The organism is Cellulomonas fimi (assembly GCF_012952065.1).
Classification (GTDB): domain Bacteria; phylum Actinomycetota; class Actinomycetes; order Actinomycetales; family Cellulomonadaceae; genus Pengzhenrongella; species Pengzhenrongella fimi_A.
Map to the genome: position 1 here is coordinate 50,198 of NZ_JABCJJ010000001.1, position 17,877 is coordinate 68,074.

17 protein-coding genes and 1 tRNA gene are annotated in these 17,877 nt (G+C 71.9%); 14 read left to right on the plus strand and 4 right to left on the minus strand.

Translation table 11 applies throughout. The annotated features are described in order from the left end of the window. Together HIR71_RS00245 and HIR71_RS00250 are read right to left on the minus strand one after the other, a co-directional pair. On the minus strand, positions 1 to 588 hold the full coding sequence (locus tag HIR71_RS00245) for a GNAT family N-acetyltransferase (RefSeq protein ID WP_169322605.1): 588 nt from the start codon (positions 586 to 588) through the stop codon (positions 1 to 3). Positions 589 to 1,008: 420 nt separating this feature from the next. Beyond that, complete coding sequence (locus HIR71_RS00250; RefSeq protein WP_169322606.1) at positions 1,009 to 1,824, minus strand: maleylpyruvate isomerase N-terminal domain-containing protein; 816 nt, start codon at positions 1,822 to 1,824, stop codon at positions 1,009 to 1,011. Between the two features lie 58 nt (positions 1,825 to 1,882). Here HIR71_RS00250 and HIR71_RS00255 point away from each other — a divergent pair, with 58 nt between their 5' ends. From HIR71_RS00255 to HIR71_RS00300, 10 genes are all read left to right on the plus strand, one after another. Next, complete coding sequence (locus tag HIR71_RS00255; RefSeq protein WP_169322607.1) at positions 1,883 to 2,596, plus strand: TetR/AcrR family transcriptional regulator; 714 nt, start codon at positions 1,883 to 1,885, stop codon at positions 2,594 to 2,596. Beyond that, complete coding sequence (locus tag HIR71_RS00260) at positions 2,593 to 3,630, plus strand: LLM class flavin-dependent oxidoreductase (RefSeq protein ID WP_169322608.1); 1,038 nt, start codon at positions 2,593 to 2,595, stop codon at positions 3,628 to 3,630. Before HIR71_RS00255 ends, HIR71_RS00260 begins: the two co-directional genes overlap by 4 nt. Positions 3,631 to 3,694: 64 nt before the next feature. Continuing rightward, positions 3,695 to 4,048 (plus strand): DoxX family protein, encoded by a 354-nt coding sequence (locus HIR71_RS00265; RefSeq protein ID WP_169322609.1) that lies wholly within the window; start codon positions 3,695 to 3,697, stop codon positions 4,046 to 4,048. Between the two features lie 67 nt (positions 4,049 to 4,115). Continuing rightward, on the plus strand, positions 4,116 to 5,048 hold the full coding sequence (locus tag HIR71_RS00270) for an NADP-dependent oxidoreductase (protein ID WP_169322610.1): 933 nt from the start codon (positions 4,116 to 4,118) through the stop codon (positions 5,046 to 5,048). A gap of 73 nt (positions 5,049 to 5,121) precedes the next feature. Beyond that, positions 5,122 to 5,760 (plus strand): NAD(P)-dependent oxidoreductase, encoded by a 639-nt coding sequence (locus HIR71_RS00275; protein ID WP_169322611.1) that lies wholly within the window; start codon positions 5,122 to 5,124, stop codon positions 5,758 to 5,760. Positions 5,761 to 5,781: 21 nt separating this feature from the next. Further along, entirely contained in the window at positions 5,782 to 6,636 is an 855-nt protein-coding gene (locus HIR71_RS00280) for an NAD(P)H-binding protein (RefSeq protein WP_169322612.1), read from the plus strand. A 31-nt stretch (positions 6,637 to 6,667) separates the two neighbouring features. After that, positions 6,668 to 7,339, plus strand: a complete 672-nt coding sequence (locus HIR71_RS00285) for an NADPH-dependent F420 reductase (protein ID WP_211373598.1) — start codon at positions 6,668 to 6,670, stop codon at positions 7,337 to 7,339. Positions 7,340 to 7,684: 345 nt separating this feature from the next. Further along, positions 7,685 to 10,588, plus strand: coding sequence for a MobF family relaxase (gene mobF, locus HIR71_RS00290; protein WP_249051432.1), 2,904 nt, complete (start codon positions 7,685 to 7,687; stop codon positions 10,586 to 10,588). A 37-nt stretch (positions 10,589 to 10,625) separates the two neighbouring features. Next, positions 10,626 to 10,841: a helix-turn-helix domain-containing protein gene (locus HIR71_RS00295; protein ID WP_169322614.1), complete on the plus strand. Its 216-nt coding sequence runs from the start codon at positions 10,626 to 10,628 to the stop codon at positions 10,839 to 10,841. 4 nt (positions 10,842 to 10,845) lie between these two features. Continuing rightward, the gene (locus tag HIR71_RS00300) at positions 10,846 to 12,069 is read left to right on the plus strand and encodes a tyrosine-type recombinase/integrase (RefSeq protein ID WP_169322615.1); all 1,224 of its coding nucleotides are present in this window, start codon (positions 10,846 to 10,848) and stop codon (positions 12,067 to 12,069) included. A gap of 96 nt (positions 12,070 to 12,165) precedes the next feature. Here HIR71_RS00300 and HIR71_RS00305 read toward each other — a convergent pair whose 3' ends face one another. Continuing rightward, positions 12,166 to 12,576, minus strand: a complete 411-nt coding sequence (locus tag HIR71_RS00305; protein ID WP_169322616.1) for a heavy metal-responsive transcriptional regulator — start codon at positions 12,574 to 12,576, stop codon at positions 12,166 to 12,168. A 57-nt stretch (positions 12,577 to 12,633) separates the two neighbouring features. Between HIR71_RS00305 and HIR71_RS00310 the strand changes: the two genes are divergently transcribed. Both HIR71_RS00310 and HIR71_RS00315 read left to right on the plus strand, forming a co-directional pair. Continuing rightward, complete coding sequence (locus tag HIR71_RS00310) at positions 12,634 to 12,948, plus strand: thioredoxin domain-containing protein (protein ID WP_169322617.1); 315 nt, start codon at positions 12,634 to 12,636, stop codon at positions 12,946 to 12,948. Next, entirely contained in the window at positions 12,945 to 14,297 is a 1,353-nt protein-coding gene (locus HIR71_RS00315; protein WP_169322618.1) for a dihydrolipoyl dehydrogenase family protein, read from the plus strand. The genes HIR71_RS00310 and HIR71_RS00315 overlap by 4 nt, the downstream gene beginning before the upstream one ends. A gap of 237 nt (positions 14,298 to 14,534) precedes the next feature. On the opposite strand, the gene HIR71_RS00320 is transcribed toward HIR71_RS00315, so the two are convergent. Next, positions 14,535 to 14,619 (minus strand) — tRNA-Ser (locus HIR71_RS00320). A gap of 139 nt (positions 14,620 to 14,758) precedes the next feature. Between HIR71_RS00320 and HIR71_RS00325 the strand changes: the two genes are divergently transcribed. Continuing rightward, positions 14,759 to 16,318: a hypothetical protein gene (locus tag HIR71_RS00325; protein WP_169322619.1), complete on the plus strand. Its 1,560-nt coding sequence runs from the start codon at positions 14,759 to 14,761 to the stop codon at positions 16,316 to 16,318. A 33-nt stretch (positions 16,319 to 16,351) separates the two neighbouring features. Further along, on the plus strand, positions 16,352 to 17,746 hold the full coding sequence (locus HIR71_RS00330) for a hypothetical protein (protein WP_169322620.1): 1,395 nt from the start codon (positions 16,352 to 16,354) through the stop codon (positions 17,744 to 17,746). Positions 17,747 to 17,877: the final 131 nt, after the last annotated feature.

Here is a 17,877-nt window from a genome sequence, read left to right on the forward strand (position 1 = left end):
TCAGTCGCGCGCGCTCGGTGCCACCTCGCGCACCATCACGCAGTTGACCAGGCCCTTGGGTCGGTCGTAGACGAACCCCTCGCGCTCGTACATGGTGCGAGTGCCGTTGTACAGGAAGGACGAGTTCTTCTTCCGGACCCCGCCGGTGTCGTGCGGGTAGCCCTCGACCAGGCCGCCGCCGGCCCGCGCGATCAGCTCCACGGCTCCGCGCAGGGCGATCCGTGCCAGGCCCTGACCGCGCAGGCCACGCTCGACCTGGATGCAGGTGACCCGGTAGTCGGGCAGTCGCTCGGCGGTGGCGAGGTACTCCTTGCGGTGCTGGATGCTGGGCAGCTCCTCGGGTGATCCGTACTGCGCCCAGGCGACGGCCCGGTCGCCGTCGTAGACGAGCGCGGCGTGCGCGAGCCCGTCGGCCACCAGGCGTCGCTTGAGCGCCCGGTTCGCCTCGGCGCTCTGGCCCTTCTCCGCGCAGTCGGGATGGAACTTCGTGCACCAGCAGCCGGCGTACATGCCCCCGTTGCGCTCGAGGAGAGCGGCGAAGTCGCCGAACGTCTCCTCGGTGAGCGCCCTGATCGTGAAGTCAGGCATGCAGGAAACGTACTCCGCCCCGGCTCTCGCGAGCACCGCATCGAGAGCACCGCCGACTGCTACCGACTGCTACCAAGACTGCCGCCCCGCTCCCCGGCCCGACGTGGCGCCGCCGACGCGACAAAGGGCCCGCACCCCACATCTCTGCAGGTCACGGGCCCATCACGGCGGAGGATGGGGGATTCGAACCCCCGAGGGCTCTCACCCAACACGCTTTCCAAGTGGCCTGGAGGGGGTGCAGGCGGACCTGCGCGGGTACGTCAGTGCAGGTCATGCCCAGTGCAGCATCCGGCGGGGACGTCCCGAGATCGGCCTGTACCCAGAGAAACTGCTACCAGAACTGCTACCGACCTGGGGGCCGGAGTGGGCAGTGGCGACGGCCCCACATCGCCACGGCGCACCGACCTGTGAGGCGGACGTCTACGGTCCGGGGAATGCCTGCCTGAGCTTCTGCAGCGCCGCGTCCGCGTCCACGCCGGTCGGTGTGTGCGCTGCATCCAGTCGGCCGTAGACGAGGCGGGCGAAGGCCTCCCCGGGAAGCGTGAGGTCATGCGCCTCCGTTCCCGCCGCTTGGGGCGTGAGCACCGCGCTGGTCGGTGTCAGCTCGACGACGAAGGCGCGTGCTGGGTCGGTCGTGAGGACCGCGAAGGTCGCTGTGTCTCCGGTCGGTTGCCCTGTGAACCTGGCCACGAGCTCGAGGTTGTCGACGAGCAGCTCGGCGGCCGACCCGGGGATGGTGGCGGCCGGGTTCTGGACGACCTCGATGTCCCAGGTGTGGAAGGCGTGCTCGTTCAGCCGCATCCCGACGAACTGGGCGAAGTCGAGCGTCATGGGGCCCATGCTTGACGCGAAGGCCGCCCTCTCCTGGGCGGCCACGGCCTCGAGGCGCTCGAGCAGCTCCGCGTCGGCCGCCAGGGCGTCGTCGCGCTGCGCCTCCGGGCCCTTGGCGTTCCAGAGATCCCAGACGCCGGGCGCGAACTCGGCGGGGGTGTCCTGACCGGCGAGGGCGTCCTCGAGCCGGCGCTGGGTGATGACGGCTCCGGACCCCAGGTGTGACAGCACGTCCGAGACCGTCCACTCCGCGGGGTACGCCCGCGTCGTGAGCTGGTGGTCAGGCACGGCTGCGACCACGTCCTTCAGGCGGCGGACCGAGGCCTGGAGCGCGTCGACCTGCGCCTGGCCAACGGTCGCGTCGGGGGTCTGGCCGGGCGTGGCGTCATCGTGGAGCTGCGTCATGCTGCAGACTCTACGACAGGTGGGGAATACTCCCCACTTCTTGTCGGTTGGAGAGGTCATGACGCTGAGAGCAGACGCCGCCCGGAACCGGGAGGCCATCGTCGAGGCCGCCCGCGCGGTGTTCGCCGAGCAGGGCCTCGAGGCCCCGCTGGACGACATCGCCAAGCGGGCCGGCACGGGGAACGCCACCCTGTACCGCCGCTTCCCGACCCGCGCCGACCTCGTGGCTGCCGTGTTCGCCGAGCGGATGGCCGAGCACGTCGACGCGGTCGAGGCGGGCCTCGCGGACGTCGACCCGTGGGACGGTTTCGCGTCCTACATCCGGGCAGTGGGCGCGATGCAGGCCCGCGACCGCGGCATCGCGGACCTGGTCACCATGAACGTCGAGGCACCCGAGATCGAGGAGCTCCGAACCCGCGCGTACGAGGGACTGGTCCGGCTCGTCGCACGAGCCCACGACGCCGGCGTGCTGCGCGCTGACTTCACCGACCAGGACGTCGTACTGCTGCTGATGGCGAACGCCGGGCTGGTGGAGCGGGCGCACGGCATCACGGCCGAGGCCTCCGCCCGCCTGTTGGCCCTCGTCCTCGACGGCTTGCGCGCCGGCGCCGCGACCGCTGGCCCGCCGGCGCCGCCCGCGGGCCGGGTCGTCGCAGCGATGCGGCGCAACGGCGAACGCCGGCTCGGCTGCGGCAGCCGCCCAAAGCCAGGACCGGGATCCGCCCCCACCACCCAGACCCCCCACCACTTCCGCGAAGGACGCCTGACATGACGCTCGAGCTCGGTGTGTACAGCTTCGGCAACACCCCCCGCACCCTGGACGGCGGCTACGGCCCCACAGCCCAGGCCGTCCGCGACGTCCTGGAGGCCGTCAAGCTCGCCGAGGAGGTGGGACTCGACTTCTTCGGCATCGGCGAGCACCACACGCCCTCGATGCCGCTGTCCTCCCCGACGTCCATGGTGACCGCGGCTGCGGCGTCGACGGAGCGGATCCGGCTCGGCACGACGGTCACCGTCCTGTCCACGGATGAGCCGCTGCGGGTGTTCCAGCAGCTGGCGACCGCTGCGGCGATCGCGCCGGGTCGCGTGGAGGCTGTCGCCGGTCGCGGTTCCTCGGCGATCACGTTCTCGCTGTTCGACGAGGACGAGGACCGCTACGACGAGCTCTTCTCCAGCAAGTTCGAGCTCCTACTCGCCGCGAACCGCCAGGAGCGGCTGACCTGGAACGGCCCGCACCGCGGCCGCCCGCTGCTTGACGCCGTGATCGTGCCGCGGCCCGAGGTGCCGCTGAAGATCTGGCTCGGCTCCGGCGGCAGTCCCGGGTCGGTCAGCCGTGCCGTCGAGCTCGGCGTGCCGCTGTTCCTCGGCATCCTCGGCGGCACCCCGCAGCACTGGGCGCAGTACGGCCACGCCTACCGCGAGGCGTGGACGCAGGTCGGGCACCCGGCGGACGGAGCGGACATCGCCGTCGCGGTGCACGGCTTCGTCGGAGCTGACAACGCCGCTGCGAAGGCGACCTACCTCGAGCACGAGCTGCGGATGTTCGCGACCGGCGCCGCCGAGGTCGGCCGACCCCCGATGTCCCCTCCCGGGCGCGACCGGCAGATGGAACCCGGCGGCATGGTCTTCGCCGGCAGCGCGGACGAGGTCGCCGACCGGATCCTGCACCTGCACGGCCTGCTCGGCCACACCCGCCAGATCCTGCAGATGGACGTCGGCGGCATGCCGCACGCGACCTACCTCAAGGCGATCGAGCTCCTCGGCACCCAGGTCCTGCCCCAGGTCCGCGCCGAGCTCGGGGCCTGACTCCCACCTACCCGACCGGCCTCGTCGGACGTCGACGCGCGCCACTCATCCAAGAAGGACACCCATGTTCATCGCACTCGTCGTCGTCACGGTGCTGCTCGCCGCGATCTGCCTCAACAGCGCCGTCATGAAGCTGCGCCAGGCCGAGGCCGTCGTCGCCGTGATCCACGGCACGGTCGGCGTCCCGAAGAAGTACCTGCCCGTCCTGGCCGCCCTGGAGATCGCGGGCGCGGTCGGCATCGTCGTCGGCCTGTGGCTCGAGCCCCTCGGCGTGATCGCCGCAGCGGGCCTGGTCGCCTACTTCCTTGGCGCGGTGATCGGCCACCTGCGCGTGCGGGACACCAAGAACCTCGCCATGCCGCTGCCGCCGCTCGTCCTGGCGATCGCCGTCCTCGTCCTGCGGCTCCTCACCGCCTGACCCCTCGGGGCACCCGGCTCAGCCACCACCTCACCAACATCACCATCACCGAAGAGAGAGAACCACCATGAAGGCTTTCGCCATCATCGATCGCGACATCCAGCCCGACGTCCAGGACCTCCCCCAGCCCGAGCCGGGCGCCGGTGAGGTGCTCGTCGAGGTCGAGGCGACCTCGGTCAACGGCTTCGACCTGTCCATCGCGGCCGGATACGTCTGGGACATGCTTCCGCACGAGTTCCCCGTGGTCCTGGGCCGTGACCTGGTCGGCGCCGTCACCGCCGTCGGTGACGGCGTCGAGACCATCGCGGTCGGTGACCGCGTCGCCGGCGTCATCCCCGGCATGGCGCTGGGCGCCCGCACCGGCTCCATCGCCGAGTACGTCGCCCTCGCGGCGACCGCAGTCACCCGGGTCCCGGCCGGTGTGGACGCGCAGCAGGCGGCGGTCATCGGTCTGGCCGGCGTCGCGGCCCACGACGCGGTCGAGGCCCTCGACATCCAGCCCGGGGAGACGGTCCTGGTCTCCGGGGCGACCGGTGGCGTCGGCTCGATCGCCGTCCAGCTCGCGGCGGCCGCCGGCGCGACTGTCATCGCTACCGCCCAGCCGGGCCAGGAAGAGGAGTACGTCCGCAGCCTCGGCGCCGCGCACACCGTCGACTACACCGGCGACGTCTCCGCAGCGGTCAGCGCCATCGCTGCAGACGGCGTTGACAAGGTCGTCCACGCAGCCGGCGACGGGGCAGCCCTTGCCGCCACCCTCCGCGCTGGTGGCATCCTCGCGTCCACCCTGGGCGCGACCGCCGAGGCGGTCGGCCGACAGGACGTGACCGTCGCCCCGATCATGGCCGAGGCCACAGCCGGGAAGCTCGCGGCGCTGCTCGGGCGCGTCGCCACCGGTGACCTGCGGGTCAACGTCTCGACCGCCATCCCGATCGATCGGGCACCGGAGGCCTTCGCCGCCTTCACCGGCGGAAAGCTCGGCAAGGTCCTCATCATCCGCTGAGCCACCGGCGCGGGCCGACCTGACGTCGGCCCGCGCCACCCCTCGCACGCCAAGCCAACCTTCTGGAGCACCCATGAACGTCACCGTCTTCGGCGCGACCGGAGCCATCGGCTCCCTGACCGTCACCGAGCTGCTCGAGCGCGGGCACACCGTCACCGCCTACGCCCGTAACCCCGCGAAGGTCCCGGCGCTGTGGCGGGACCTGGTCCGCCTGGTCGTCGGTGAGATGTCCGCCGCCGACGCGATCGACAGCGCCGTCGCCGGCGCTGACGTCGTGGTCAGCGCGCTCGGCCCGAGCATGGACCGCAGGGCCACCGGCGTGCCGCTGGTCGAGGGCACCGAGCACATCCTGGCCGCGATGCGCCGTCACGGCGTGACGCGCTACATCGGCCAGGCGACCCCAGCCGTGCTGGACCCCCAGGAGAAGCCGACACCGGTGACCCGGCTCATCGGGTTCATGCCCCGCACCTTCATGCCGCGCGCCTACGAGGAGATCCGCGGTATGACCGGGCCGGTGATGCGCTCGGACCTGGACTGGACGATCGTGCGGTTCATCGCCCCCAAGGACACCCCCAAGGGCAACGTCCGCACCGGGTTCTTCGGCACCGACAAGCTCGGCTTCGCCGTCAGCCGCGCCGACATCGCCGCCTTCACCGCCGCCCAGGTCGACGACGCTACCTACGTGCGCCGCGCCCCCGCCATCAGCAACTGACCTCGAGGAAGAACGACAGCCATGACCATCGCCATCATCGGTGCCACCGGACAGCTCGGTGCCCTGACCATCGACGCCCTGCTCGCCCGCGACGTCGCACCCGCCGACATCCTCGCCCTCGGCCGCAACCCCGAGCGCCTGGCCGCCCTCGCCCAGCGCGGCGTCCGCACCGCGGCCCTGGACCTCGACGACATCGAGGGCACCGCAGCAACCCTGAGTGGTGCCGAGAAGCTGCTGCTCATCTCCGTCGGTGCGCCCGGGCAGGCCCTGGCCCCGCGCGGCAACGCCATCGAGGCCGCGCGTCGCGCCGGCGTCGGGCACCTGGTCTACACGTCGGCCCTGCAGGCGCCCACGACCATCCTCGGCCTGGCGGCGGAGCACAAGGCCACCGAGGAGCTCGTGACCGCCTCAGGCCTGCCCGCGACGTTCCTGCGCAACGGCTGGTACACCGACAACCACCAGCAGGACTTCGCCACCGCCCGCGAGCACGGCGTCGTCGCCAACAGCGTCGGTGACGGGCGCCTGGCCACCGCCCCGCGCAAGGACTACGCCGAGGCGGCGGCGGTCGTCCTGACGGCCTCCGGGCACGAGGGCGCCGCCTACGAGCTGTCCGGGGACACCGCCTGGAGCTACGGAGAGTTCGCCGCCACCGCGGAGGACGTGCTCGGCACCCCTGTGCGCTACCAGCCCCTCACCTCCCAGCAGGAGCACGCCCAGCTCATCGGGTTCGGGCTGGACGAGGCCACCGCCGGGTTCCTCGTGGCCCTGAACGCCAACATGCGCGACGGCGCCCTCGCCCCCACAACCGGTGACCTCGCCCGCCTCATCGGCCACCCCACCGAGCCGCTCGCCACGACCCTGCGCCGCTGGGCCTGAACCCGCGCGTCTCACGGCCGAGGAGAACTGCATGATGCACGACGACCAAGCCCAGACCATCGGTGTCCTCGGGGCCGGCAAGGCAGGCAGCGCGATCGCTCGCCTGGCGCTGCGCGCCGGGCTGGATGTCCTGATGGCCTCCTCGAGGCCGACGGCTGACCTCACCGAGCGCCTACTCTGCGTCGCGCCGGGCGCCCGGGCGACGAGCACCGAGCAGCTCCTCGCAGAGGCGGAACTCGCGATCTTGGCCGTTCCCCTGCGCCGGTTTCGCGAGCTGCCCCTAGCGCTGCTCGCGGACCACGTCGTCGTCGACCTGATGAACGACTGGCCGTCCCACGATGGCATGCTGCCTGACTTCGCCGGCGCCGACCGGCCCTCGTCGGTGATCGTGCAGGACGCGCTCCCGACCACCGCGCGTCTGGTCAAGACCCTCAACCACCTCGGCTACCACCAGATCGAAGAGCTCGCCCGACCCGCCGGCTCGACCGACAGAGCCGCTCTCGCCGTCGCCGGCGACGACCCCAACGCTGTCGCGACCGTCGCCCGCCTCATCGACCGCCTCGGGTTCGACGCCGTCCGTGCCGGCACCCTGCACGACAGCGCCACTATGCAGCCCGGATCCGTCATCTTCGGGATGCACCTCGGCGCCGACTCGATGCGGCGCGCTCTGGTCGCGGCGACTGGCGACACCCGCGCTGCGTGACCCCTACGAGTCAGTCGGCACCCACGACGGCTGACTCCTCTTGCACGTCGTGCCGATGACGGCCGCGGTGGTCCCCGTCGTCGGCACGCCCGTTGTGGTGCGTGACACCACCGGCGGCGCGGCAGGCCCGCCCGATAGCGCCTCAACTGCGCCGCACGAGCCCGCACGGCACCACAGCCGGCACGTCCCATCCGTGCGGTTGCGCTCGGGCTCGCCTACCTGCCTGTAGACGCCGGCGTACGACCACCAAGCATCTTCTTTCCTCCTTCCGCACACCTGCGGGTAAGGGGCAGGTGGCTTCGTGCCTCTCGGGGTCCGCCGAGGAGGTGGTGCGAGGTGATGTCGATGCACAAGCTGACGGCTGGCGACGGGTACGCGTACCTGACCCGGCACGTGGCCGCGGGCGACGCAGGCCTCCGCGCGGGCGACTCGCTGACCGCCTACTACGAGCAGACCGGCGATCCGGCGGGGCGCTGGTACGGCGGCGGGCTCGCGGGGCTCGGTGGCGACGGGGGCAAACGGCTCCGCCCGGGTGATGCCGTCACCGAGCAGGCGATGACGGCTGTCTTCCGCGACGGAGTCGACCCGCTCACCGATGACGCGCTCGGCCGCCCCTATGGCCGGTTCGATGACGGGAAGCGGCACGCCGTCGTCGGCTACGACCTGACCTTCACCGCCCCGAAGTCCGCCTCCGTCCTGTGGGCGCTGGCCGATGACGCGACCAGGGCCACCGTCTATGGCGCGCACCGCGCGGCGCTCGCGTCGTCGTTGGAGTTCGTCGAGCAGCGCGTCATCCGCACCCGCGTGGGTGAGGCCGGCTGCCGGCAGGTTCGAACGCGCGGGATGGTGGCGGCAGCCTTCGACCACTGGGACACCCGGGCCGGCGACCCCAACCTGCACACCCATGTCGTCATCGCGAACAAGGTCCAGGGTCCCGACGGCGCCTGGCGCAGCGTCGACGGGCGCACGGTGCATGCCGCGGTCGTCACGGTCTCCGAGCTCTACGACGTCTTCCTGGCCGACGAGCTCGCCCGACGGCTCCCGGTCGACTGGTCGATGCGGGACCGCGGACCCCGGCGCAACCCTGCGTTCGAGCTGAGCGGCATCGGCGACGACGTCCTCGCTCACTTCTCCGCCCGGGCCGAGCAGATCCACTGCGCAGAGCAGCAGTGGCTCGCCGAGTTCGAGGCCGCTCACGGCCGCGCGCCGACGCGCGTCGAGACCACCAAGGCTCGGCAGCACCTCACCCGAGCGACTCGCCCGCCGAAGGTCGTGCGTCGCCTCGCCGACCTCCTGGCCGACTGGGGCAACCGCGCGCGCGCCCTGACCGGCGTCGAGCCGCGCGACCTCGCCTCCCGCGCGCTGACCGGCACGTACGGACGGCCGTTGCGGGCGCATGACGTCGGACCCGAGGTCCGGGCCGCGATGGTCGCCGGTGTCATCGATGTGGTTTCCACACGGCGCTCGGTCTGGACCACCTGGAACCTCGGCGCCGAAGCCGTGCGCGCCTCGAAGCTCCTCCGGATGGCCTCACCCACCGAGCGACGACACCTCCTGAACACCATCACGGCCGGCGCCGCGGCCGCCTGCGTCCACCTCGACGACAACCGGGACCCTGCCACCCGCCGGGCTGGAGAGTCCCTGTTCACGACCACCGAGCTCCTCGGCGCCGAACGCGTACTCCTTGACGCGTCCGAGGCCGGCGGCTTCCCGCACCGCCCACCTGAGGCGCTCGGCCACCCGACGATGCGCACCGAGCACCTCCTGGGCGCGCTCGCCGCAGACCAGCGAGCTGCTGCCGAAGCCGTCATCACTTCCGGGCACCTCCTCGACGTGCTTGTCGGTCCGGCTGGCTCCGGCAAGACGACGACGCTCGCCGCCCTCACCTCGTTCTGGCGTCAGAGCGTCGGACCGGTCGTCGGGCTGGCCCCGTCCGCCTCGGCCGCGCACACCCTGTCCGCCTCCCTCGGCGTCACCTGCGAGACGACCGCGAAATGGCTTCACGAGTCCACCGGCGACGGTGCCGCCGCACGCGCCGGTCGCTACGCGGAGACCCTCGAGCGGAGAGACACCGCCGGGGTGATCGAGGCGCGCGAACTCCACCAGGAGCACTGGCGGATCCGCATCGAGCAGGACACCTGGCGGTTCAGCCCCGGCCAGCTCGTCATCGTCGACGAAGCCTCACTCGCAGACACCCGCACCCTCGCGACGATCGTCGAGCAGGCACGCGCTGCCACGGCGAAGGTGCTGCTCGTCGGCGACCACCTCCAGCGCGGCTCCGTCGACGCCGGCGGGGCGTTCGCCATGCTCGCCCGCCGCGGACCCACCGCCGAGCTCACCAGCCTGTGGCGTTTCGCTCACCCGTGGGAGGCCCGCGCGAGCCTCGAGCTGCGCCGCGCCCACCGCGAAGCCCTCGACGCTTACGAGAACCACGGTGCGTTCAGCGCCGGCAGCCACGACGACGTGCTCGATGCCGCCCTGGCCGCTGCCAGCACCGCCCAGGGGCACGGCCGGGTCGCCATCGTCCAAGCCGTCGACAATCGCACCGTGCGCGACCTCAACGCCCGCGCCCGCTCCGACGGCATCCTGTCCGGCACGGTCGCCCGCGACGGCGTCGCGCTCCATGACGGTCTGACCGCCGGTGTCGGCGACCGCGTCGTCACCCGTCGCAACCACCGGCGCCTGCGGACCTCTGACGGCTACGTCCGCAACGGCGCACTGTGGGACGTCACCGAGGTCATGCGCGACGGCGCCCTGCGCGTCCGCCCCGTCCAGCGCGACGGCCGCTCGGACGTCAGCTCGCCAGAAGTTCGTCTACCGGCGTCCTACGTGACCGAGCAGGTCGAGCTCGGCTATGCCACCACCGTCGCCCGCACCCAAGGCATGACCGTCGATGAGACGCACACCATCGCCGCGCCCGGGATGGGCCGCGAAGACCTGTACGTCGCGATGAGCCGCGGCCGACACGCGAACCGCACGTACGTCGTCGTCGAGGAAGCCGACCCGGACTGCCTGCCGGGCCAGGCGCCTGCGTCGAGCCGCGAGGTGCTCGAGCAGATCCTGGCGACCAGCCACGCCGAGCCGACCGCGACCGAGACGTGGGAGACCTACCACCCGCACGAACACGCGCCGCTCTTGCCACCAGTCCATCCACATCAGCCCTGGGGCGCGCCCTCTCCACAGCCGGCGCCGAACCGCTTGACCACTACCCCGCCGCCAGTACCCGATGGTCGGGTGCTGGGCCTCTGATCGGCATCACCCAACCCAACCCAAGAGGAGAACAGCCATGAGTGACATCGAGATCATCGAGACCCCGCGCGTCATGCTCAGCGTCACCGACGCCGCCGCGTGCCTGTCGATCGGCCGCACCACGATGTACGAGCTGATCCACAGCGGCGCGATCGAGACCGTGCACATCGGCCGGCTCCGGCGCGTGCCCGCCGACGCGCTCACCCAGTTCGTCGAGCGGTGCCGCCGCGAACAGCACCCCAAGGTGCCGTGACCTGATGGGCACTCGGGCCGGCAACCAGCGCTCGTCGATCTTCCAGGGCAACGACGGGCGCTGGTACGGCTTCGTGACGATGGGCATCCAGCCCGACGGCTCGGTCGACCGCCGCAAGCGTTCGGGCGCATCACGGGCCGACGTGGTCCGCAAGGTCCGCGCGCTCGAACGCGAGCGGTCCGACCAGTCCGCCCTCCCAGCGGGCCGGTCACCGCGGCTGGAGACCTGGCTGACCGAGTGGCTGTCGGCCACAGCGCTGCGCGTCCGGCCGAGCACCCTCTCGGGCTACACCGTCGACGTCCACCGCCACATCAACCCCGCCATCGGCAAGCACCGCCTCGATGCGCTCCAGCCCGAGCACATCGAGCACCTCTACACCGCGCTGCTCGCCAACGGCCTGAACGCCGGCACCGTCCACCACGTACGCCGGACGCTGAACAAGGCACTGAACGACGCGGTCCGACGACGGCGCCTCCCGGGCAACCCCGTCGCGCTCGCCCACACGCCGCGATACAACCCGCCCGAGATCGAACCGCTCACGGTCGACGAGGCCCGCCGCATCCTCGCCGCTGCCGAGAACGAGCCCAACGGGGTGGCGTTCATGCTCGCCATCTCGCTCGGGCTGCGGCGCGGCGAGGTGCTGGGTCTGTCATGGGCCGACGTCGACCTCGACGCTGGCCGGCTGCAGGTGCGCCGTCAGCTTGAGCGACGGAACTGGCGGCACGGGTGCGCTGATCTAGACCGCTGCCACGAGCGGCCATCACGCTGCCCGCACCGCAAGGAGGGCGGGCTGGTCCTTACCGAGCTGAAGACGAAGCAGTCGCGCCGCACGCTGCCATTGCCAGAGCCGTTGCTGATCGCCCTGCGGCAGCACAGGCGTCGGCAGCGCGAGGCTCGCATCCACGCGGGGACGCTGTGGCGAGACTCCGGGCTCGTCTTCACGAACCTCGTAGGGCGACCGGTCGCCCCGCACGACCACTCGCTGCACTGGACGGCGTTCCTCGAACGGCTCGGGATCCGGCCGGCGCGGCTGCACGACGCCCGGCACACGGCCGCGACGCTGCTCCTGGTCCAGGGCGTCGACCAGCGCGTCGTCATGAGCATGTTCGGCTGGACGTCGCCGGCGATGACGACCCGCTACCAACACGTCGTGCCGGAGCTCGTGGAGGAGGCCAACCGTCGAATGGGGGTGCTCCTCTGGGGAGCGAGCGACCACGGGACCGGTTAAAGGAATTTGGCAGCCGTACCAGGTGCTCGCCACCCGGATCTGCAGAGGATGCCCGTCGCAGTGCCAATGACGCCCCACGTCGGGGACCGGTGAGTTTCAGGTGTCCTGCGACGGTCTCGTGAGTACGTGGCAGATGTCGTCGTCTGCGCAGTCGGCGGGGTCGAGCAGGTGGCTGTCCTCGAGGAGTGCTTCCAGCTCGCCTTGCATCGCCGCAAGGTGCCGGATCCGCGCCCGTACGTCGGTGAGCTTGGCGTCGATGAGCGCGACGACGTGCGCGCAGGGCACGGTCCCGTCATCACGGAGGTCGATGATGCTGCGGATCTCGGACAAGGTGAGACCGGCGGCCTGCGCCACGGTGATGAAGCGCAACCGGGTGAGCATGGACTCGTCGTAGACGCGGTAGCCGTTGGCGCCCCGATCGGCCACGGGCAGCAGGCCCTTGCGCTCATAGAACCGGATGGCCTGGCTGGTCATCCCGGCAACGTCGGCAAGCTCACCGATCAGCATCTCGTCCGTCCTTCACCCTTGACCTTCTACCACGGTACAAGGTCTAGCGTCGCAGGCATGGAGATCTCGCTGCTGTACTTCGATGGCTGCCCGAACTGGAAGGTCGCCGACCAGCGGCTCGCCTCGATCGCCTCCGAGCGCCCCGACGTCGTGGTGACGCGTCACCGCGTGGAGACCATGGAGGAGTCCGAGCGGCTGGGGTTCCACGGCTCGCCGAGCATCGTGGTGGACGGCGTCGACGTCTTCGCCGAGCCGGGCGCCGGCGTGGGGTTGTCGTGCCGGGTCTATCGCACGCCCGACGGCTTGGCCGGGGCGCCCACGATGGACCAGCTCAGGACGGCCCTTGGCGTGAAAGACGAGGCGGCGAGATGATGAACGCCTACGACCTGATCGTGATCGGCGCGGGGATGGCCGGCGTCTCGGCGGCGAACAAGTGCGCCGCTGCGGGTTGGAGCGTCGCCATCGTCGACGCGCTGCCCTACGGCGGCACCTGCGCCCTGCGCGGGTGCGACCCGAAGAAGATCCTGCGTCGCGGTGCCGAGATCATCGACAGCGCCCGGCTCATGCGGGGCAAAGGCATCGACGACGCCGGCCTGTCGATCGACTGGCCCGACCTGATCAAGCACAAGCACGCCTTCACCGACCCGGTCCCGGCCAATATGGAGCAGGGCCTGTCGAGCAACGGCGTCGACACCCTGCACGGCTCTGCGCGGTTCACCGGTGCGAACACCCTCGCGATCGACGGCACCACGTACGAGGCAGCACACTTCCTTATCGCCACCGGCGCACGCCCCCGTCCACTGGACGTCCCCGGTCACGAGCACCTGGTCGACAGCACCGAGTTCATGGACCTTCCCGAGCTGCCGAAGCGGATCCTATTCGTCGGTGGCGGCTTCGTCTCCTTCGAGTTCGCCCACATCGCGGCCCGCGCGGGCAGCACGCCGGTCATCCTCGACCGCGGTCCCCGGCCGCTCAAGGCGTTTGACCCCGATCTCGTCGAGCTCCTCATCAGCCGCGGCGCCGACGCCGGGATCGAGCTGTGGCGCTCCACCACGGTCACCGCGATTCAGAAGTCCGGGACCTCCTACCTGGTCCGCGTGGAACGCTCCGGCCAACCCGAGACGGTGGAGTTCGACCTCGTGGTGCACGGCGCGGGCCGGGTACCGGACCTATCCGGCCTGCACCTCGACGCCGCCGGCGTGGAGTGGGATGAGAGTGGCGTGCGGGTGGCTGATCACCTGCAGAGCACGAGCAACCCGTCGGTCTACGCGGCCGGCGACGCTGCCAACAGCCCAGGGATGCCGCTGACCCCGGTCGCGGTCTTCGAGGGCAAGGTCGCCGCGTCGAACATGCTCAAAGGCACCACGACCGTCCCGGACTACGCGGGCGTCCCGACGGCGGTCTTCACGATCCCCGAACTGACCCGGGTCGGGATGCTCGAACAAGAGGCCCGGGACCAGGGCATCGACGTCGACGTCCGTTACCGCGACACCAGCGGCTGGTACTCCAACTACCGGATCGGCGAGACCACTGCGGCCACCAAGGTCCTCGTGGACCGATCCAGCGACCGGATCGTCGGCGGACACCTCCTCGGCCCGGGGTACGGCGAACTCATCAACGTCCTTGGCCTGGCCATGAAGCTCGGACTGACCACCCGCCAGCTGAAGTCGATGACCGCTGCTTACCCGACCGTCGGATCAGACCTCGGCTCGATCCTCTGACGTGCCGTGGCGAGCCGGCTGGCGCACCTCGCCCGCACGTAGCGTCCAGGGGCAGATCCGCTCATGCCGCTGCAGCCACCACAGGCGCGACGACGGCATGCGCGCTCCAGCATCAGCTGGACACTCGCGCACAAACTGCTACCAAAACTGCTACCGCCGCCCCGCCGGCCGCCCGCACCCGCACACGACGAAGGGCCCGCAACCCGCATCTCTGCAGGTCACGGGCCCTTCGGCCGGCGGAGGATGGGGGATTCGAACCCCCGAGGGCTTGCACCCAACACGCTTTCCAAGCGTGCGCCATAGGCCACTAGGCGAATCCTCCAGGCGCTTCCGGGGGCTCGGCTCGCGCAGCCACGCACCCGTCAACAGCGCCGTACTCTACCCGAGGTTCACTCCCCGCCGGACGGGCCCGTTGCCCGTCGAGCACCCGTGCCCCTAGCCTCGCAAGAGGGAGGTGCCTCGTGGTCGAGACCTCGGCGGACAGCGACGAGCTCGCGCTCCAGGACGACGCCCTCGTTCTCAACGGCATCGACGTCACGACCGGCACCTACCTTGTCCCTCGCCTCGACCTCGCCGACGTCGCGGCAGCCCTCCGCGGCGACCCGAGCCCGGCACCGGGCGCGCGTGAGCTGCGCCGCCGGCGGCACGACGACGAGGACCATCTCGGCGTGGCCTACGGCTTCGACCCGCAGGACCTGGCCTCGGTCGGCTGGGGCGTCGTCGTCCCCGAGGGTCTCGATCCCGCGATCCTCGAGGCGCTCGGTCCGCTGCTCGACCACCGCCAGGCCGAGGCGGGCGAGCGGTTCAAGCGTCTCGACGCGCGTCCTGGCGAGAGCAAGGACGTCCTCCTGGCGCGGTACGGGATGGGTCCTGGGGTGGCCGATCCCCGCAAGGTCCCCTACTACCTGCTCCTTCTCGGCACCCCGGAGCAGCTCTCGTTCGAGCTCCAGTACCAGCTCGGCGTCACCTACGCCGTCGGGCGCCTCGACCTGCCGAGCCCCGCCGCGTACGCCGCCTACGCCGCCGACGTCGTCGCCTCGGAGCAGCCGGCCAGAACGGAGCAGCCGGCCCCAGCCGCGCGCTCGGCCGACGACGACGACGCCGCCCCCGCCCCCGACGCCGCCCCCGCCCCCGACGCCGCCCCCGCCCCCGCCGCCGCCCCCGGCGCTCGGAGGTCCCTGCACCTCTTCGCCACACGGCACCCGGTGGACACACCGACGGCGCTCAGCGCGTCCCGCCTCGTGGCACCCCTGGCCGCCGAGCTGGCGGGGGCGACGGCGTCGTGGGAGGTGACCTCCGACGTCGGGCCGGGTGCCACCCGCGCCCGCCTCGGTGACCTCGTGACCACCCCCGCGGGACCCGACATCCTCTTCACCGCCGGCCACGGGATCGCCGGCTCCACGACGAGGCCACGTGCGGTCACCGGGGCGCTGCTCTGCCAGGACTGGCCCGGCCCGCTGGCCCGTCGCGGGCCGGTCGACGAGGCCCACTACCTCGCCGCCGACCACCTGGCGACAGGCACCCCGATCCGCCCGCGCGTCGTCTTCTCCTTCGCGTGCTTCGGCGCCGGCACGCCGCGGCTCTCCGACTACCCGGGGGCGGGCCCGGGCGCCCGGCTCGAGCTCTCGGACGCGAGCTTCACCGCCCACCTGCCGCAGCGCCTGCTCGGCGAGCCGGCCGGCGCGCTCGCGTTCGTCGGGCACGTGGACCGGGTCTGGCAGTGCTCGTTCCTCTGGAAGGGCGCGACCGGCCAGATCGCCCCGTTCACGAGCGCGCTGCTGGCGCTCATGGACGGTGCCCGCCTCGGGTTCGCCCTCGAGAGCCTGACCTCGCGGTACGCCGAGGTGGCGACCGAGCTGACCCAGCGGCTCGACAGCAGCCGGAAGTACGGCCTCGCGATCAGCGACGCCGACCTCGTCGGGCTGTGGACCGCCACCCACGACGCGCGCGGCTACGTCGTGCTCGGCGATCCGGCCGTGCGGGTCGCTCCCCGGGGCGCCGCGCAGCTCGCCCCCAGGTGAGGCGCGGCTGACGCGCACGTGAGGAGAGGGTCGATGGGACGAGAAACCACCCCCGGCGGAACCGAGTACCACCTCGTCGCGTTCGACGCGGCCGGCGTCGAGCGGCCCGAGCTCGGGGTCGCGTACAGCGAGAAGGCGCTCCAGGACGCGGCCGCGAGCGCGCCGACCGACGTGTTCCTCATGAGCCACGGCTGGAACGGCGACGTCCCCGCGGCCCGCGCCCAGTACGACCGCTGGATCGACGCCATGGCGGCGTGCACGCAGGACCTCGAGGCGGCCCGCGCCCGCCCCGGCGGCTTCCGGGGGCTGATCGTGGCGGTGCACTGGCCCAGCAAGGCCTGGGGCGACGAGGACCTGGGCGACGCGTCGTTCGGGCTCCCCGGCCCCGACCTCCCCGGCCCCGACCTCCCCGGAGCCGACCCCGCCGCAGCGCTCGCCGCGCCGAGCGACGCCCTGCTCGAGTCGGCGCTCGAGGCCTTCGGCAGCTCACCCGAGGCGCACGAGGCGCTGCTGACGATCGTCCGCGCCGCCATGGACGACGCCGCCCCGGTCACCCTGCCGGACGAGGTGCGCGAGGCGTACCGGCGGCTGGACGCCGCGTCCGGGGTGGGCGCCGAGGGGGAGGGCGCGTCGCCGGCCGAGGACCGCGCTCCGTTCGACGCCGAGACCGCGTACCAGGCCTGCCTGCTCGACGAGCTCGTCTCGTTCGGGGGCATGTCGCTCGGCGGCGTGCTCGCGCCGCTGCGGATCCTCACGTTCTGGCAGATGAAGCGACGCGCGGCCGACGTCGGGTCCACGGGCATCGCGCGGCTGCTGACCGACCTGCAGGGAGCTGCTCCCACGGCACGGTTCCACCTCATGGGCCACAGCTTCGGCTGCATCGTGGTGTCCGCGAGCCTCGCGGGTGCTGCCGGCGCCGCGGCCGGGGCCGGGTCGGAGCGGACGCCGGTCCACTCCCTCACGCTGGTCCAGGGCGCGATGTCGCACTGGTCGTTCTGCCGGAGCATCCCGTCGGCGCCCGCGCGCGCCGGGTGGTTCCACCGCGTCGTCGCCGACGGCCTGGTGGCCGGGCCGACCGTCGTCACCACCTCGGTGCACGACCGTGCCGTGCGCGTCTTCTACCCGCTCGGCGCCGGGGCCCGCGGCCAGGTCGACTACGGCCGGGTCGACTACGGCCAGGTCGACCACGGCCCGGGCGACCTGCCCACCTACGGCGCGATCGGCACCTTCGGGATCCGCGGCCCGGGCATCGCCATCGTCGACGACGACCTCCACGCCGCCGACCAGCCCTACGCCTTGCGGCCAGGGATCGTCCACAACCTGCGGGCCGACGACGTGATCTCGGAGTACCAGGGCGCGATGGGCGCGCACAGCGACATCGCGAAGGAACCGGTCGCGCACGCGATGTGGCAGGCCGCGCTCACCTGAGCGGGACCGCAGACCCCTTGCTCAGCCGTCCGGCCGGCTGCTCAGCAACCCAGCTGGTAGACCTGCTCAGCAACCCAGCTGGTAGACCTGCTCAGCAACCCAGCTGGTAGACCTGCTCAGCAACCCAGCTG

Excerpts from the sequence above, each read along its gene's own strand:
- HIR71_RS00245 (WP_169322605.1), bottom strand. The coding sequence starts at position 588 with ATGCCTGACTTCACGATCAGGGCGCTCACCGAGGAGACGTTCGGCGAC.
- HIR71_RS00250 (WP_169322606.1), bottom strand. The coding sequence starts at position 1,824 with ATGACGCAGCTCCACGATGACGCCACGCCCGGCCAGACCCCCGACGCG.
- HIR71_RS00255 (WP_169322607.1), top strand. The coding sequence starts at position 1,883 with ATGACGCTGAGAGCAGACGCCGCCCGGAACCGGGAGGCCATCGTCGAG.
- HIR71_RS00260 (WP_169322608.1), top strand. The coding sequence starts at position 2,593 with ATGACGCTCGAGCTCGGTGTGTACAGCTTCGGCAACACCCCCCGCACC.
- HIR71_RS00265 (WP_169322609.1), top strand. The coding sequence starts at position 3,695 with ATGTTCATCGCACTCGTCGTCGTCACGGTGCTGCTCGCCGCGATCTGC.
- HIR71_RS00270 (WP_169322610.1), top strand. The coding sequence starts at position 4,116 with ATGAAGGCTTTCGCCATCATCGATCGCGACATCCAGCCCGACGTCCAG.
- HIR71_RS00275 (WP_169322611.1), top strand. The coding sequence starts at position 5,122 with ATGAACGTCACCGTCTTCGGCGCGACCGGAGCCATCGGCTCCCTGACC.
- HIR71_RS00280 (WP_169322612.1), top strand. The coding sequence starts at position 5,782 with ATGACCATCGCCATCATCGGTGCCACCGGACAGCTCGGTGCCCTGACC.
- HIR71_RS00285 (WP_211373598.1), top strand. The coding sequence starts at position 6,668 with ATGATGCACGACGACCAAGCCCAGACCATCGGTGTCCTCGGGGCCGGC.
- mobF (WP_249051432.1), top strand. The coding sequence starts at position 7,685 with ATGCACAAGCTGACGGCTGGCGACGGGTACGCGTACCTGACCCGGCAC.
- HIR71_RS00295 (WP_169322614.1), top strand. The coding sequence starts at position 10,626 with ATGAGTGACATCGAGATCATCGAGACCCCGCGCGTCATGCTCAGCGTC.
- HIR71_RS00300 (WP_169322615.1), top strand. The coding sequence starts at position 10,846 with ATGGGCACTCGGGCCGGCAACCAGCGCTCGTCGATCTTCCAGGGCAAC.
- HIR71_RS00305 (WP_169322616.1), bottom strand. The coding sequence starts at position 12,576 with ATGCTGATCGGTGAGCTTGCCGACGTTGCCGGGATGACCAGCCAGGCC.
- HIR71_RS00310 (WP_169322617.1), top strand. The coding sequence starts at position 12,634 with ATGGAGATCTCGCTGCTGTACTTCGATGGCTGCCCGAACTGGAAGGTC.
- HIR71_RS00315 (WP_169322618.1), top strand. The coding sequence starts at position 12,945 with ATGATGAACGCCTACGACCTGATCGTGATCGGCGCGGGGATGGCCGGC.
- HIR71_RS00330 (WP_169322620.1), top strand. The coding sequence starts at position 16,352 with ATGGGACGAGAAACCACCCCCGGCGGAACCGAGTACCACCTCGTCGCG.